The following is a 16,131-nucleotide window of genomic DNA, read 5'->3' on the forward strand; positions in this document are numbered from 1 at the left end:
TAGGCGCCGCGTTTATCCGGGGTGCCTGGGTTATCGTTGACGATCTTCGCGAGCAAGCTCGCTCCTACAGGAGGTGTGGGGCGATCAATCCCAGCTCAACGCCCCGCCAGTTTGATACTCGATCACGCGGGTCTCGAAGAAGTTCTTCTCTTTCTTCAAGTCCATGATCTCGCTCATCCACGGGAACGGGTTGGTGGTGCCTGGGTATTCTTCCTTCAAGCCGATCTGCGACAGGCGACGGTTGGCGATGAACTTGAGGTAGTCCTCCATCATCGCTGCGTTCATGCCCAGCACGCCGCGCGGCATGGTGTCGCGTGCGTATTCGATCTCCAGTTGGGTCCCTTGCAGGATCATCTGGGTCGCTTCTTCCTTCATCTCGGTATCCCACAGGTGTGGGTTTTCGATTTTGATCTGGTTGATCACATCGATGCCGAAGTTCAGGTGCATCGACTCATCGCGCAGGATGTATTGGAACTGCTCGGCCACGCCGGTCATTTTGTTGCGACGGCCCATGGACAGGATCTGGGTGAAGCCGCAGTAGAAGAAGATGCCTTCCAGCACGCAGTAGTAGGCGACCAGGTTGCGCAGCAGTTCCTTGTCGGTGTCAACGGTGCCGGTTTCGAACTTCGGATCGGAGATCGAACGGGTGTACTTCAGGCCCCAGGCGGCTTTTTTAGCGACCGATGGGATCTCGTGGTACATGTTGAAGATCTCGCCTTCATCCATGGCCAGCGATTCGATGCAGTACTGGTAGGCGTGGGTGTGGATCGCCTCTTCGAAGGCCTGGCGCAGGATGTACTGGCGGCACTCCGGGTTGGTGATCAGGCGGTACACGGCCAGGACCAGGTTGTTGGCCACCAGCGAATCGGCGGTGGAGAAGAAACCCAGGTTGCGCATCACGATGCGACGTTCGTCGTCGGTCAGGCCTTCGGGGTTTTTCCACAGGGCGATGTCGGCGGTCATGTTGACCTCTTGCGGCATCCAGTGGTTGGCGCAGCCGTCGAGGTACTTCTGCCAGGCCCAGTCGTACTTGAACGGCACGAGTTGGTTGAGGTCGGCGCGGCAGTTGATCATGCGCTTTTCGTCGACAGCGACACGGGCGGAAGCGCCTTCGAGCTCGGCCAGGCCTTCGGCAACGTCGAGTTTGTCCAGGGCAGCCTTGGCCCGCACGATGGCGGCGGAGTCATTGGCGGTCACGGCGCGGGCTTCGATGGCAGCGGCGGCGCCGGCACCGTCGAGGCGGTCCATGTTGGCTTCGGTGGCATGGCCGGCGTTGGCGCCGCGGATCACGGCGGTGCCGGTGTCTTCGTTGTCGACTTCATCCCAACTCAGCATGAAATACTCCTTCCTGGTCTGTTCTGACGGCGTATGAAACCGTCCAGAAAATTCGATAATTACCGGCTTCGCACACTATGTAGTGGTCGGCTTCCTGGGTGGGCACACTATATGGTGTGTAGGAAATATGGTCAACGCACAAGATATGCGGTTTTCGGTCACTGCCTGGCGCAGGTTCAGCCATAACGCCTGGGTGGCTGGATGGGGCGCCTAAGGTCAATGTGGGAGCTGGCTTGCCTGCGATAGCGGTTCACCAGCCTCCGGAGATGGCTGACTGAACCACCGCTTTCGCGAGCAAGCCCGCACACAGGGGGCTTAGGCTTGAGCGATCATGCAAAAAAACCGTCTGTAGCCAACCGCCCACCCAATACCCGACCAAAACCATCGGCATTTCTTGATCGCCATCAAGCAGGTTTTACCCCCCGGCTTTCTATCATGGTCCCCGCCAAGCAATGAGGAAGCGACCATGTCAGAGACCTTCACCAAGGGCATGGCCAGGAATATCTACTTCGGAGGAAGCGTGTTCTTCTTCCTGATATTCCTGGCCCTGACCTACCACACCGAACAAACCTTTCCCTCTCGCAGCAATCAGGAGCTACTCACCGAATCAGTGGTGCGCGGCAAGGGCGTCTGGGAGCGCAACAACTGTGTCGGCTGCCACACTCTGCTGGGCGAGGGCGCGTACTTTGCGCCGGAACTGGGCAATGTGTTCAACCGCCGTGGCGGCGAGGAAGCGTTCAAGCCGTTCCTGCATGCCTGGATGAAGATGCAACCGTTGGGCGTTCCCGGCCGGCGCGCGATGCCGCAATTCAACCTCAGCGACCAAGAGGTGGACGATATGGCCGAGTTCCTCAAGTGGAGCTCGAAGATCAACACCAACGGCTGGCCGCCAAACAAGGAGGGCTGAGGGATGCGTACTGTCAATCCATATCTGAAATTCCAATCCCAGGCCGTGGCCAAACCCTACTTTGTGTTCGCCCTGATCCTGTTCCTGGGCCAGGTGCTGTTCGGTTTGATCATGGGCCTGCAATACGTGGTCGGCGACTTTCTGTTCCCGTTGATCCCCTTCAACGTGGCCCGCATGGTCCATACCAACCTGCTGATCGTGTGGCTGCTGTTCGGCTTCATGGGCGCCGCTTACTACCTGGTACCGGAAGAAGCCGACCGCGAGTTGCACAGCCCCAAGCTGGCAATCCTGCTGTTCTGGGTATTCGCCGTGGCGGGTGTGTTGACCATCCTCGGTTACTTGCTGGTGCCTTATGCGGCCCTGGCCAAGCTGACCCACAACGAACTGCTGCCGACCATGGGCCGTGAGTTTCTGGAGCAGCCGACCATCACCAAGATGGGGATCGTGGTGGTGTGCCTGGGCTTTTTGTACAACATCGGCATGACCCTGCTCAAAGGTCGCAAGACCACGGTGAGCATGGTGATGATGACCGGGCTGATCGGCCTGGTGGTGTTCTTCCTGTTCTCGTTCTACAACCCCGGCAACCTGGCACGGGACAAGTTCTACTGGTGGTGGGTGGTGCATCTTTGGGTCGAAGGCGTGTGGGAGCTGATCATGGGCTCGATGCTGGCTTTCGTACTGATCAAAGTCACCGGTGTCGACCGTGAGGTCGTGGAGAAATGGCTGTACGTGATCATCGCCATGGCCCTGATCACCGGGATCATCGGCACCGGTCACCACTTCTTCTGGATCGGCGCGCCCGAGGTGTGGTTGTGGGTTGGCTCGATCTTCTCGGCCCTGGAGCCGCTGCCATTCCTGGCGATGGTGATGTTTGCCTTCACCATGGTCAAACAGCGCCGGCGCCAGCACCCGAACCGGGCGGCCACGTTGTGGGCCAAGGGCACCACGGTCACGGCGTTCTTCGGCGCCGGGGTCTGGGGCTTCCTGCACACCCTGGCACCGGTCAACTTCTACACCCACGGTACCCAATTGACCGCTGCCCACGGCCACCTGGCGTTCTTCGGCGCCTACGCCATGATCGTCATGACCCTGATCAGCTACGCCATGCCCCGCCTGCGCGGTATCGGTGAAGCGCCGGATGCACGCTCGCAGACCTTGGAGATCTGGGGCTTCTGGATGATGGTTCTGTCGATGGTGATGATCACCCTGTTCCTGACGGCGGCCGGTGCCGTGCAAGTCTGGTTGCAGCGCTGGCAGGTAGACGGTGTGGCACTGCCGTTCATGGCCACCATGGACCACCTGACCGTATTGTTCTGGGCCCGACTGGCCAGTGGCGTGGTGTTCCTGCTGGGCCTGCTCTGCTACCTGTGGAGCTTCCGGCAGCGGGGCAAGGGCTTGGACTCTGCCGTCCCCGTGACTGCATGAGCGGTCAACGTTAATCCCCAAGAGGGCGGCCCGGCAGGTAGTGCGGGCCGTTTTTATGTCTGGAGCACTTCACATGGCCTTTACCCTTGAGTTGGAAGAGTGGGTCGGCAGTGTCTGGCACCGCTTTATCACCCGCCGCGCCAGTGCGGACTTCCCCGAGGCGCGGGTCGACCTGGTCGACCGCCAGCGCAGCCTGGCCCTGCTGTTCCGCGCCCTGGGCGGCGCCCACGGGATTGCCCTGGAGGCCGCCAGCGAGCGCGACCTGCTGCTGCGGCGCAACCTGTTGATGCGCATCGCCGGCACCTGCCGGCAAGCCCCGTTGGCCTCGTGCGATGGCCATCGCCTGCGCCTGCCGGCAAGCCTGGCGGTGTTTCCTTCGGCCGCCCTGAACCTGGAGTTGTACCGCTGGCTGGCGCTCCTGGCCGCACACGCCGGGCCGATGACCCACTGGGCCCGCGACAACCAGCGCTGGACCTGGCTGCTGTTGCAGCGTTACCCGGCCATGCTCCCCAGCTATCAGCGCCTGGTGGACGCCCACCTGCAATTGCGCCCGGATCCCGCCAGCCTCAACCCATCTGAAGCTGCCGTGGAAAAGGCCTTGCGCAAGGCCCTGCGCGAACCCGGCAGCATCCGCCAGTTACCCCGCAGCGAGCGCGCCGCCTGGCCGCTGCCCCTGTGGCTGTATCCACCCTTGCACCTGCACAGCCCGCAGGCCGGCGATCTGGATGACGAGGGCGATGACCTGGCGACCCGCCCCGGCGAACAACAGGGCGCGCCCAAACAAGCCAACCGAGTCGATGACAACAGCCGCGACGGCGGCCTGTTGGTGGTGCGCCTGGAAAACCTGTTCAGTTGGACCGAACACGTCGACCTCGACCGCTGGGCCGATGACTCCGAGGACGAAGATGCTGCCCGCGTTGCCGAAGACCTCGACCAGTTGAGCCTGTCACGCCAGCGCGTGCGCAAGAGTGGCGGCTTGAAGCTGCACCTGGATCTGCCACCGGCCGATGTCGACGACATTCCCCTGGGCGAAGGCATCAAGTTGCCGGAGTGGGATTACCGCCAACAATGCCTGCAAGCCAACTTCGTCAACCTGCAACTGATGCAACCGCGCGACAGCACGCCCCAGCCGCTGCCGGCACGCCTGCTGCCCCAGGCTGCGCGGTTGCGCCGCCAGTTCCAGCAGCTGCGTACCGATCGTCAATGGCTGCGTCAACAGCCCCAGGGCGCGGAACTGGACCTGCAGGCGTGGCTGGATTTTCATGTCGAGCGCCAGCACGGCGCGTGCGCCGAGCGCGGTCTGTTCAAGGAGCAGCGCCGCACCCGGCGTGACCTGGCCTGTTTGCTGCTGGCCGATTTGTCGATGTCCACCGACGCCCACCTCAACGATACGCAAAAGGTCATCGATGTGATCCGCGACAGCCTGTTGCTGTTTGGCGAGAGCCTGGCGGGCCTGGGTGATGCGTTTGCCCTGTATGGGTTTTCATCCTTGCGCCGCCAGCAGGTGCGCCTGCAACAGCTCAAGTCGTTCCAGCAACCCTATGACGACCACACCCGCGGCTGCATCCAGGGCCTCAAGCCGGGTTACTACACCCGCATGGGCGCGGCCATCCGCCACGCCACCCAGACCCTTGGCGCGTGCAAGCAACGGCGCAAACTGCTGTTGATTGTGACCGATGGCAAGCCCAACGACCTGGACTTGTATGAGGGACGTTATGGCGTGGAGGACACCCGCCAGGCCGTGATGCAAGCGCGGCGCCAGGGCCTGGTGCCGTTCTGCATCACTATCGACAAACAGGCCGGGGATTACCTGCCGTACATGTTCGGCGCCCACGGCTACACCTTGATCCGCCAGCCGGAGCAGCTGCCGCTACGCTTGCCGCAGCTGTACCGGCAGTTGACCGAAGATCAGTAAAAGTCCCGGGGCAGCCAGAAGAACATGGTGATGCAGAACACGGCCAGCCCCAGGCAGAACCATTGGAAACGTTTGAGTCGCCGGGCCTCAAGGCTGGCGGTGGAGGCGGGCAGGGGCATGGCGCAGCGTGCGCAGGCTGGCTGCGTTGGCGGGTTGGCATGTTGGCAATACAGGCACACACACGCGGCGCTCATTCAAATTGCTCCAGGCGCAGGCGATCAAGAATGGCGATCTGCCGACCGTCCTGGGTGATGATTTTTTCATCGATCAGCCGGCGAATGATCCGCGAGAACGTCTCTGGCTGGATCGACAGGTGCCCAGCGATCAACTGCTTGGCCATGGGCAATTCGAACGAACTGTCGGCGCTGTGCAGGCGCACCAGTTGCGTCAGCAGGTAGCGCACCACGCGGTGGGTGGCGTTTTTCAGGGACAGGGTCTCGATCTCGTTGACCCGCTGGTGCAGGCGCACACACAACTTGCCCAGCAGGGCGAAGGTCAGGCGGCTGTTGCTGTGGAGCAGGCGCATATAGGTGGCGTTGGACAGGCGATACAACTGCGTCGGGCACACCGCCTCGGCGCAGGCCACGTAGTTGGGGGTGTCCATCAGCATCATCGCCTCGGCGAAGGTCTGCCGCTCGCCGATCACTTCAAAGACTTTTTCCTGGCCGTCCGGGGTCAGGCGGTAGATCTTCACCGCGCCGGCAATCACGAAGTAAAACCCCTCGGCCGGCTCGCCCTGGCGGAACAATGGTTCGCCCTTGTCGACACTCAGCAATTGACTGCTGGCCATCAACTCATCCATCTGCTCTTCGTTGAGCGGCTCGAACAGGTGATGGCTGCGCAGGATCTGATGATGCACGCGGTGCAGGACCCTCGGTGCGTCGGTGATCATACAAGCCACAACGACAGGCCACTGGCCGCCGCCATCATCGAACCGAGGATCACGAACCAGGCGAGGGGCTGGATGACTTTTTTCATGGGGACTCCGTGGGGCAGGGTAATGACGGGATAACCGGGTAGAGCAAGAGCTGGGCCAAAGAGAGGGCGTTGCAGAATGCGGGCTGTAGCGTCACCAGGGTTTGAATAACCCTATCAATAAGGGTTTTTTTAACCCTCTAATGGTCATTTAAACCCTCATTATCAGCGCCGATCCCATGTGGGAGCTGGCTTGCCTGCGATGCAGGCACCTCGGTCTCCCAGTAAAACCGCGGCGATGCCATCGCAGGCAAGCCAGCTCCCACCCGTGATTGCGGTGGGCATAAGGAGCCGGCCCGGCCCTTGCAATGCCAATCCCGCGACGGCCCCCAGGATATTGCGCCGCCTCTGTGCCCTGCTTGATCTGCGACAAGGGCCGGGCGCGGGCAATCCCGGATGATCGGGCCGGCAATGACTTGAGGAGTGGTGGTATGCAAGTGCTGGATCGACGCAAGGCCATGTCGATAACCCCGTTGTTTCGCCTGGCTTTCCGGCCATTTTTCCTCGGTGGCTGCCTGTTGGCGTTGCTGGCGATTCCCCTGTGGTTGCTGGCCCTGGCCGGCGACGCAGGCTGGCAGCCGGCGGGAGGCTGGCTGGCGTGGCATCGCCATGAACTGCTGTTCGGTTTCGCCTTGGCGATCATCGGCGGGTTCCTGTTGACGGCGGTGCAGACCTGGACCGGTCGCCCCGGCATCAGCGGTACGCCGCTGGCGATGTTGGCCGGCTTCTGGCTGGCCGCACGCCTGGCCTGGCTGTTCAACCTGCCGTGGCCGCTGTTGGCCGTGCTGGAACTGACCTTTCCCCTGGCCGTCGCTGGGTTGATGGGCTGGACCTTGTGGAAAGTGCGGCAACAGCGCAACTACCCGATTGTGCTGGTGTTGCTGCTGTTGACCCTGGCCGACGCCCTGTCCCTGTATGGCTTGCTGCGCGGTGACGAAGGCTGGCAGCGCCAGGCGGTGTTGACCGGGCTGTGGCTGGTGGCGGCGATGATGGGCTTGATCGGCGGCCGGGTAATTCCATTCTTCACCCAGCGTGGCCTGGGGCGCACGCAAGCCGTGAAGCCCTGGCCGTGGCTGGATTACCTGTTGTTGATAGGCTCGGCGCTGGTCGCTCTGTTGTATGCCAGCGGTGTCGCGCTGATGCCCAGCCTCTGGGTTGGTTTAGTGTTTGCCCTGTTGGGGATCGGCCACCTGGTGCGCCTGGTGCGCTGGCACGACCGTGGCCTGTGGCGCGTGCCGCTGCTGTGGTCGCTGCACCTGGCCTATGCCTGGTTGGCGGTGGCGTGCCTGGGCATGGCGCTGTGGCACTTGGGTGTCCCATTGAACCCGAGCCTGGCGGTGCATGCGCTGACGGTAGGGGCGATGGGCGGCTTGATCCTGGCGATGATCGCGCGGGTCAGCCTCGGTCATACCGGCCGGCCACTGACGCCCCCCAAGGGCATGACCCTGGCCTTCACCCTGTTGAACCTGGCCTGCCTGAGCCGGGTGCTGCTGGTACTGATCTGGCCGTACGCCGCGCTGTGGCTGGCGGGCCTGTGCTGGACCCTGGGCCTGGGCGTGTATCTATGGCGCTATGCCCCAATGCTGTGGCATGCGCGGGTTGACGGCCATCCGGGCTAGGAGAACGGGAATGCTGTATTCGTGGCTATTGATTGTGCATCTGCTGGCGGCCATTGCCTTTATCGGCACGCTGTTCTTCGAGGTTTTCATCTGGCACCGCGCCCGTGAAGAGTTGGCGTGGTCGGCGCAGTTCACCAGCGACCAAGCCATTGCCCGGCGTTCGCGGCAGGTGCTGCATGGCGTGGTGGTGCTGTTGTATGGCGCGGGCATCGGCCTGGCCTGGCATTACCGCGGCGTGCTGGGCGCGCCATGGGCCAGCCCTTTTTCGGCGATGTTGAGCCTGAAGATCGTGTTGGCGCTGAGCATCATCGGGCATTACCTGCTGCTCGCGTACTGGTTGACGCAAAAGCGCCTGAGCCCGCTGCGGGCGGTATGGATTCGCCGCAGCATCCTTGGGCACATGGTGCTGATCGTGATCCTGGCCAAACTGATGCTGCGTTAAGACACCTCGATCCCTTCCTGTAGGAGCGAGCTTGCTCGCGAAAAACTCACGGACAACGCGTTTACCCAGGCAGCCCGCGTTTTGGTTGATGTTCTTCGCGAGCAAGCTCGCTCCTACAGGTCGGTCAGGCCTTCAGTGCGCGGACAAACAACACGTCGTTTTCCAGATGAATATGCTCCAGCAAATCCCCATGAAACACCTCCAGCCCGTGATACAAGGCCCGCCAGGTATTGCACGCATCGCTGGGCGGTTGGATGTGGTTGGTCAGCGCCTGCAACTGTTCCAGGGCCTGGCCATGTTGTTCGTGTTCAAAGCGCATGACCTGGATCGGCGGCGCAGCCTGGGGGCCCAGGCCCATTTGCAGCATTGGGAACAGCACTTGTTCTTCCTTGAGCATATGGCCCTCCAGTTCCTGCTCGATGTCACGCAGCAAGTCGGCCAGGCCATTGGGGCAGGCCAGGTGGTGACCGTGGACCTGCTCGACGCGGCTGGCCAGGCGAATCAGTTCCGGCAGTTGTTCGCGGTGGCGGGCGTGGTAGCGCTCCAGCAAATGGTCGATCAGTTGCGCCTGGGGCAGGGTGTCCGGGGCGATGGTGTTCATGGGGTTTCCTCATCAAGTGAACAGATGAAGCGGTGATTGCATGCCGTGTGCCATCGCCAACTTATTGAAAAATAGAAATTAATTTTTTGTAGTGGTCAGGATCACCCTGATGCTGCACGGTAGAACCGACCATACAAGGGTAGTAATGACCATGCTGCGTGAAAGTCTGTCGGCCGACCTGATTGTCGAATTGCCCAACGCGGTGCGCCTGCAACGCCTGGTGCAGACCCTGCGCGAATATTTCCATAGCGGCGCCGTGGGCCTGTTGCGCCTGGATGGCGACGACAGCCTGCGCCCCGTGGCCACCGTGGGCCTGGTGCATGAGGCCCTTGGCCGGCGCTTTGTGATTGCCCAACACCCGCGCCTGGCAGCGATCATGGCCTCCCGCGAGCCGACCTGGTTCGAACCCGACAGCCGCCTGCCGGACCCGTACGACGGGCTTCTAGACAGCCAGGTCGGCGAACCGCTGCCCGTGCATGACTGCATGGGCGTGAGCCTGTTCGTCGAAGGCCGGCCCTGGGGCGCGATTACCCTGGATGCGCTGCATGCCGGAACCTTCGATGCCAATGCCCGCGAGCAACTCAAGCGCTGCACCCTGCAGATCGAGGCGGCGGTGCGCGTCACGCGCCTGGAGCAGGAAAACCGCAGCCTGCGCCTGTCGCGCAGCGAACCGGTGGCGGGTTCGCCCAGCGTCGAAGACGGCGAGATCCTCGGCCAGAGCCCGGTCCTGCATCAACTGCTCAACGAGCTGGATGTGCTCGCCGACTCGGATTTGCCGGTGCTGTTGCTCGGCGAAACGGGGGTGGGCAAGGAGCTGTTTGCGCGGCGCCTGCATCGCCTGTCGCGGCGCAGCAAAAAGCCGCTGATCCAGGTCAACTGCGCGGCGCTGCCGGAATCTTTGGCCGAGAGCGAGCTGTTCGGCCATGTCAAAGGTGCGTTTTCCGGGGCTACCAGTGACCGTGCCGGGCGTTTTGACGCGGCCAACGGCGGCACGCTGTTCCTCGATGAAGTGGGCGAGCTGCCGCTGAGCGTGCAGGCCAAGCTATTGCGCACCTTGCAGAATGGTGAGATCCAGCGCCTGGGCGCCGACAAGCCGTTGCATGTGGATGTGCGGATCATCGCCGCCACCAACCGCCACCTGCCCGAGAGCATTCGTGAAGGGCTGTTCCGCGCCGATCTGTACCACCGGCTGTCGGTGTACCCGGTGCCGATCCCGGCGTTGCGTGAGCGCGGTCACGATGTGCTGCTGCTGGCCGGGCATTTCCTGGAACTCAACCGTGCGCGGCTGGGCTTGCGCGGTTTGCGCCTGTCGCCTGCGGCCGAGCAGACCCTGCTGGCTTATGCCTGGCCGGGCAATGTGCGCGAGCTGGAACATGTGATCAGCCGCGCGGCCTTGAAGCAACTGAGCCGTGGCGGCAATCGCAACCAGATCATGACCCTGGAAGCCGAACTGCTGGACCTGGACAGCGCCACCTTGGCGCAGGCCCCTGTCGTTCAAGCCCCGGCGCAGGCGTTCCAGACCTTGAGCGACGCGGTGGACGACTGCCAGCGCCAGAAGGTGCGCCAGGCGTTGAGCCTGTCGGGCGATAACTGGGCGAGCGCCGCGCGGATGCTCGGCCTGGACTCCAGCAACCTGCACAAATTGGCGCGGCGCCTGGGCCTCAAGTAGCAACGCTGCGACGCCATGCCGCGGCGCGCAGTTGATCGCGGTCAAGGTGCCGGGCGCCTCGGCTGATCAGACTGTGGCGAACTGACCGGAGGTTCGCCCCATGCCCCTTTCCCTGGCGCAGATGCGCCGCAACTACACCTTGTACGGTTTGCGGGATGACCTGGTACAGGACGATCCCCTCGTGTTGTTCGGCCAGTGGCTGGAGCAGGCGCGCAAGACCGAAGTGGCGCCTGTGGAGGCCAACAGCATGGCCCTGGCCACGGTCGATGCCGAGGGCCGCGCCCATTGTCGGATTCTCTTGCTCAAGGGCTTCAGTGCCGAGGGCTTCACCTTTTTCGGTCACTACCAGAGCGCCAAGGGTCAGGAACTGGCGAGCAACCCCAGCGCGGCCATGACCTTTTTCTGGCCGGGCCTGGAGCGCCAGGTGCGCATCGAAGGCACCGTCGCACGCCTGGCGCCGCAGCTGTCCGACGACTACTTCCATTCGCGGCCGCTGGCCAGCCAGGTGGGTGCCTGGGCGTCGCCGCAAAGCCAGCCCTTGGCCCATCGCGCCGAGCTGGAAGGGCGCCTGCGCGACGTCACCCAACGCTTTGCCGGCCAACAACCGCCGCGCCCGGCAGAGTGGGGCGGCTATTGCTTGCAACCCGAGCGCGTGGAGTTCTGGCAAGGCCGCCCCGACCGCCTGCACGACCGCCTCGATTACCGTCGCCACGACGGCACCTGGCAGCGCAGCCGCCTGGCCCCCTGAATCCGCCTAGAGGTACCTCCTCGGAGGAATAGGCCCGCAGACCTTTGCGGTGCAGGCTTGGGCCATTGCTCATTTATCCCGGGATTTTCACCATGGCACACCTGACTCAACGCAATTTTGTCTCACTGAACATCGCCGTCCTGACCATCAGCGACACACGCAACTTTGACAACGACACCTCCGGGCAGACCCTGTGCGACCGCGTGCAGGCGGCCGGGCACGAGTTGATCGACCGGGCGCTGGTGGTGGACGACATCTACCAGATCCGCGCACGTATTTCGCAGTGGATCGCCGACCCACAGGTGCAGGTGATCCTGACCACCGGCGGCACCGGCTTCACTGCGCGGGACAACACCCCACAAGCGGTGCTGCCGTTGCTGGACAAGCATGTCGAAGGCTTTGGCGAGCTGTTTCGCCAGGTGTCCGTGTCAGAGATCGGCATGTCGACCCTGCAATCGCGCGCCCTGGCCGGCATGAGCAACGGCGTGCTGGTGTGCTGCATGCCCGGTTCCCCCGGCGCGTGCCGTACCGGTTGGGACAAGATCCTGCTGGGGCAACTGGACAGCCGCACCGGGCCGTGCAATTTCGCCCCACACCTCAAGCCCCAGGCCGCGCAAGCGCTGGAACCCTGCGAGGCGCGGTCATGAGCACATCGGTGTGTGAAAGCGGTGAATTGATCCCGGTGGACGAGGCCATCGAACGTCTGTTGGCCCAGGCTCCACTCCCACCGTCCACCCAGCAGGTGAAAACCGCCCAGGCCTTGGGCCGGGTGCTGGCTGGCGATATTTTTTCCCCGGTCAACCTGCCGGCCTGGGACAACAGTGCCATGGACGGCTACGCGCTGTGCGCCGCAGACCTGCCGGCCGAGGGCGGCTACCTGCGCCTGGCCGGGCGGATTGCCGCTGGCGACGCCGCCGCGACGGCGTTGAGCAGCGGGCAGACCATGCGCATTTTTACCGGTGCTCCCTTGCCGTCCGGGGCCGACACCGTGGTGCCCCAGGAGCGTTGCCGGGTCTATGGCCAGCGTATCTGGTGCCCGCCCATGCGCACCGGCGAACACGTACGCAAGCAGGGTGAAGAGGTGACCCAGGGCGCCTTGCTGCTGCCGGCCGGCAAGCGCCTGCGCGCCCAGGAGTTGGGGTTGCTCGCGGCGGCCGGGCTGGCTCAGGTCAAGGTCTACCGGCCGCTGCGGGTGTGCCTGTTGAGCAGTGGCGATGAGTTGCGCGAACCGGGCGATCACCTGGCGCCGGGGCAGATCTACAACAGCAATCGCCACTGCCTGGCGGCACTGCTGCAAGGCTGGGGCGTGGAAGTGCATGACTATGGCGTGATGGCCGACGAACTGGCCGTCAGCCGCGATGCGTTGACCCTGGCCTCCTCGGAATGCGACTTGCTGCTGACCTCTGGCGGGGTGTCGGTGGGCGAGGAAGATCACCTCAAGCAGGCGATCGAGGAACTGGGCCGCGTGGACTTCTGGCGCCTGGCGATCCAGCCGGGCAAACCCCTGGCCTTTGGCGACGTGGCGGGCAAACCGTGGATCGGCTTGCCCGGCAACCCCTCGGCGGCGCTGATTACCGCGTTGGTGGTGGTGCGCCCGTTTCTGTTGCGCGCCCAGGGTGTGACTGACGTCACCTTGGTGCCGATGCTGCTGCCTGCCGATTTTACCTGGACCCAGCGCAACCGCCGCCGCCAATACCTACGGGCACGCCTGGCGCCGGGCATCGACGGCCAGGCGCGCATCACCCTGCACCCACGGCAAAGCTCGGCGATGTTGAGCGCGGCGTGCTGGGCCGATGGCCTGGCGATTGTGGAGCGTGAGCAGTTGGTGGAAAAGGGCGGCCTGGTGCGGTTCGTGTCCTTCGCCGAACTGATGCAGTAACTGCCTGCAGCGACACAAGTGCGATAGTTTTTTTGATGAGGATCAACCATGCAACTGGTCTGCCCGGCAGGGAACCTGCCTGCGCTCAAAGCCGCCGTGCGCCAAGGTGCCGATGCGGTGTACGTGGGGTTTCGCGACGACACCAACGCCCGGCATTTTGCCGGGCTGAACATGGACGACAAGCAGTTCGACGGCGCCGTCGCCCATATCCGCCAGCACCAGCGCAAGCTGTATGTGGCGGTCAACACCTACCCGCAGCCCAAAGGCTGGGAGCGCTGGCAACGGGCAGTGGATCGCGCCGCCGACCATGGCGTGGATGCGCTGATTGCCGGTGACCCGGGCGTGCTGCAGTACGCCAGTAGCCGCCATCCGCAGATGGCCTTGCACCTCTCGGTACAGGGTTCGGCGACCCATGCGGCGGCGTTGCAGTTCTACGCCGAGCGCTATGGCATCCGCCGTGCGGTGCTGCCCCGGGTGCTGTCGCTGGCCCAGGTCAAGCATGTGGCTGCCAGCAGCTCGGTGCCGATCGAGGTTTTCGGTTTCGGCAGCCTGTGCATCATGGCGGAGGGCCGGTGCCATCTGTCTTCGTACATCACCGGCGAATCCCCGAACCTGTGCGGCGTGTGCTCGCCGGCCAAGGCCGTGCGCTGGAGCGAAGACGCCGACGGCCTGAGCGCGCGCCTGAGCGAAGTGTTGATCGACCGCTATACCCCGGACGAACCGGCGGGCTATCCGACCCTGTGCAAGGGCCGTTTCATGGTCGATGGCAAGCGCTTCCACGCCCTCGAAGAACCCACCAGCCTCGATACTCTGGACCTGATCCCCGAGTTGATCGCCATGGGTGTGGAAGCGGTAAAAATCGAAGGCCGCCAGCGCAGCCCGGCGTATGTCGAGCAAGTCACCGGGGTCTGGCGCGCGGCGCTGGACGCCCACCGCAGTGCGCCGGAACGCTTTGTGGTCAAGGACCAGTGGCGCAGCGTGCTGGCCGGTCTATCCGAAGGCAGCCAGACCACCCTGGGCGCCTACCATCGTTCGTGGCAATGAGGAACCGCACATGAAACTCAGCCTGGGACCGGTGCTGTTTTATTGGGATAAGCAACAACTGGGGCAGTTCTACTCCGAGATGGCCAGCTTGCCGCTGGATGTGATCTACCTGGGAGAAACCGTGTGCTCCAAGCGTCGCGCGTTCAACCTCGATCAATGGTTGGGCCTGGGCCGCGAATTGCACTCGGCCGGCAACGCGCAAATCGTGCTGTCGAGCCTGACCCTGATCGAGGCCGCATCGGAGCTGTCGAGCCTGCGCCGCCTGTGTGACAACGGCGAGGTGCTGGTGGAGGCCAATGACATGGGCGCCGTGCAACTGCTTGCCGAGCGCAAGCTGCCCTTTGTCGGTGGGCCGGCGTTGAATTTGTACAACGGCCACGCCCTCGTGCAACTGCTGGACGCCGGGATGATGCGTTGGGTGCCGCCGGTAGAGTGCTCGGCCGCGCTGATTGGTGATGTGTTGGAGCAGGTGCGTGAACTGGGTCGGCCGTTGCCGGAGGTGGAAGTCTTTGCCTATGGGCATTTGCCCCTGGCCTACTCGGCGCGTTGCTTCACGGCCCGAGCGGAAAACCGGCCCAAGGATGACTGCCAGTTCTGTTGCCTGAATTACCCCGATGGCATGGCCTTGACCAGCCAGGAAGGGCAGGCGTTGTTTACATTGAATGGCATCCAGACCATGTCGGCGGATGTCACCAACCTGCTGGCCGACTATCCAGGGCTGGTGAGTTGCGGCGCCGACCTGCTGCGCCTGAGCCCAAGGGCGCAAGGCATGGTGGGCATCGTCGAAGCCTTTGATCGGGTGCGCCAGGGCGCCACGCCGCCGGTGTTTGTCGAGGGCTGCAATGGCTACTGGCATGGCCAGGCCGGGATGTTGCGGGTCGAGGAGGTGGGGCTGTGTTGAACCGCAAGCAATGGCTGCTCAAGGGCGCCGACCGCTTATTGCCGCTGATGCGCAAGGTGCCCTTTGTGGTGCAGCGCCTGGCGTTGCAACAGGCGTTGAACCGCTGCCTGGCCGAACCCTTGCGCGATGGCGGCTTTGAACTGCTGCGCGGGCGCTGGATGTGCCTGCGCATTCCCGACCTGGGCTTGCGCTGGTACCTGACCCTGGGCCGCGACGGGCTGCGCATCGCCGAGCGGGCCGAGGCCCAGGTGACCATCAGCGGCAACTGGCGCGAGTTTCTGCTATTGGCCAGCCGCCAGGAAGACCCGGACACCTTGTTCTTCCGCCGGCGGCTGGTGATCGAGGGGGATACGGAGTTGGGGTTGGGCCTGAAGAACCTGATCGACAGCCTCGACCCGGACGTGTTGCCGCCCTGGTTATGGCGCAATCTGGAACGGGCCGGTAAAGGCCTGGCGACAGGAGCTGCCTGATACCCCTGTGGCTAGAGGGCTGGCTTGTGGCGAGCGGGCTTGTCCCGCGCTGGGCTGCGAAGCAGACCCAACAAGATCGCTGAGTTGTATCAGAGAGACCGAGGGCGCAGGGTTTGGGGCTGCTGCGCAGCCCAGCGCGGGACAAGCCCGCTCGCCACAGCAAGCCCGCTCGCCACAACAAGCCCCCTATCCATAGCCAGC

General features: G+C 63.6%; 15 protein-coding genes and 1 pseudogene. 12 read left to right on the plus strand and 4 right to left on the minus strand.

The window, feature by feature from the left end; translation table 11 throughout:
- Nucleotides 1-84 precede the first annotated feature (84 nt).
- Nucleotides 85-1,335 carry a ribonucleotide-diphosphate reductase subunit beta gene (locus tag C5F71_RS24755; protein WP_029294423.1) on the minus strand — a complete coding sequence of 417 codons (1,251 nt, stop codon included), beginning with the start codon at nt 1,333-1,335 and terminating at the stop codon, nt 85-87.
- A gap of 466 nt (nt 1,336-1,801) precedes the next feature.
- Between C5F71_RS24755 and C5F71_RS24760 the strand changes: the two genes are divergently transcribed.
- From C5F71_RS24760 to C5F71_RS24770, 3 genes are all read left to right on the plus strand, one after another.
- Nucleotides 1,802-2,242: a cytochrome c gene (locus C5F71_RS24760; RefSeq protein WP_029294425.1), complete on the plus strand. Its 441-nt coding sequence runs from the start codon at nt 1,802-1,804 to the stop codon at nt 2,240-2,242.
- A gap of 3 nt (nt 2,243-2,245) precedes the next feature.
- The gene (locus C5F71_RS24765; RefSeq protein WP_104912203.1) at nt 2,246-3,667 is read left to right on the plus strand and encodes a cbb3-type cytochrome c oxidase subunit I; all 1,422 of its coding nucleotides are present in this window, start codon (nt 2,246-2,248) and stop codon (nt 3,665-3,667) included.
- A gap of 73 nt (nt 3,668-3,740) precedes the next feature.
- On the plus strand, nt 3,741-5,582 hold the full coding sequence (locus C5F71_RS24770; RefSeq protein WP_104912204.1) for a nitric oxide reductase activation protein NorD: 1,842 nt from the start codon (nt 3,741-3,743) through the stop codon (nt 5,580-5,582).
- On the opposite strand, the gene C5F71_RS24775 is transcribed toward C5F71_RS24770, so the two are convergent.
- Nucleotides 5,576-5,776 carry a protein DnrP gene (locus C5F71_RS24775; RefSeq protein ID WP_092236226.1) on the minus strand — a complete coding sequence of 67 codons (201 nt, stop codon included), beginning with the start codon at nt 5,774-5,776 and terminating at the stop codon, nt 5,576-5,578. The genes C5F71_RS24770 and C5F71_RS24775 overlap by 7 nt on opposite strands.
- Entirely contained in the window at nt 5,773-6,474 is a 702-nt protein-coding gene (locus C5F71_RS24780) for a Crp/Fnr family transcriptional regulator (RefSeq protein ID WP_029294499.1), read from the minus strand. Before C5F71_RS24780 ends, C5F71_RS24775 begins: the two co-directional genes overlap by 4 nt.
- Nucleotides 6,475-6,988: 514 nt before the next feature.
- On the opposite strand from C5F71_RS24780, the gene C5F71_RS24790 reads away from it, so the two are divergent.
- Nucleotides 6,989-8,176, plus strand: a complete 1,188-nt coding sequence (locus tag C5F71_RS24790; protein WP_104912206.1) for an NnrS family protein — start codon at nt 6,989-6,991, stop codon at nt 8,174-8,176.
- 10 nt (nt 8,177-8,186) lie between these two features.
- Entirely contained in the window at nt 8,187-8,618 is a 432-nt protein-coding gene (locus C5F71_RS24795; RefSeq protein ID WP_029294503.1) for a membrane protein, read from the plus strand.
- Between the two features lie 124 nt (nt 8,619-8,742).
- Here C5F71_RS24795 and C5F71_RS24800 read toward each other — a convergent pair.
- Nucleotides 8,743-9,192 (minus strand): annotated as a pseudogene (locus tag C5F71_RS24800) (hemerythrin domain-containing protein); the annotation flags it as partial.
- 178 nt (nt 9,193-9,370) lie between these two features.
- On the opposite strand from C5F71_RS24800, the gene norR reads away from it, so the two are divergent.
- The 7 genes from norR to C5F71_RS24835 all read left to right on the plus strand — a co-directional run bounded on the left by norR (nt 9,371) and on the right by C5F71_RS24835 (nt 15,930).
- A complete protein-coding gene (gene norR, locus C5F71_RS24805) occupies nt 9,371-10,888 on the plus strand; it encodes a nitric oxide reductase transcriptional regulator NorR (RefSeq protein ID WP_104912658.1) in 1,518 nt (505 codons plus the stop codon).
- A gap of 100 nt (nt 10,889-10,988) precedes the next feature.
- A complete protein-coding gene (gene pdxH / locus C5F71_RS24810; protein ID WP_070996336.1) occupies nt 10,989-11,636 on the plus strand; it encodes a pyridoxamine 5'-phosphate oxidase in 648 nt (215 codons plus the stop codon).
- A gap of 92 nt (nt 11,637-11,728) precedes the next feature.
- Nucleotides 11,729-12,283: a molybdenum cofactor biosynthesis protein B gene (moaB, locus tag C5F71_RS24815; RefSeq protein ID WP_104912208.1), complete on the plus strand. Its 555-nt coding sequence runs from the start codon at nt 11,729-11,731 to the stop codon at nt 12,281-12,283.
- On the plus strand, nt 12,280-13,515 hold the full coding sequence (gene glp, locus C5F71_RS24820) for a gephyrin-like molybdotransferase Glp (RefSeq protein ID WP_029294514.1): 1,236 nt from the start codon (nt 12,280-12,282) through the stop codon (nt 13,513-13,515). The genes moaB and glp overlap by 4 nt, the downstream gene beginning before the upstream one ends.
- A gap of 48 nt (nt 13,516-13,563) precedes the next feature.
- Nucleotides 13,564-14,559 carry a peptidase U32 family protein gene (locus C5F71_RS24825; RefSeq protein ID WP_029294516.1) on the plus strand — a complete coding sequence of 332 codons (996 nt, stop codon included), beginning with the start codon at nt 13,564-13,566 and terminating at the stop codon, nt 14,557-14,559.
- A 10-nt stretch (nt 14,560-14,569) separates the two neighbouring features.
- Entirely contained in the window at nt 14,570-15,460 is an 891-nt protein-coding gene (locus C5F71_RS24830) for a U32 family peptidase (RefSeq protein ID WP_070996333.1), read from the plus strand.
- The gene (locus tag C5F71_RS24835) at nt 15,454-15,930 is read left to right on the plus strand and encodes an SCP2 domain-containing protein (protein WP_029294520.1); all 477 of its coding nucleotides are present in this window, start codon (nt 15,454-15,456) and stop codon (nt 15,928-15,930) included. Before C5F71_RS24830 ends, C5F71_RS24835 begins: the two co-directional genes overlap by 7 nt.
- The last annotated feature ends 201 nt before the right edge of the window (nt 15,931-16,131 follow it).

The sequence above is a fragment of the Pseudomonas sp. LG1D9 genome (genome assembly GCF_002949995.1).
Classification (GTDB): domain Bacteria; phylum Pseudomonadota; class Gammaproteobacteria; order Pseudomonadales; family Pseudomonadaceae; genus Aquipseudomonas; species Aquipseudomonas proteolytica.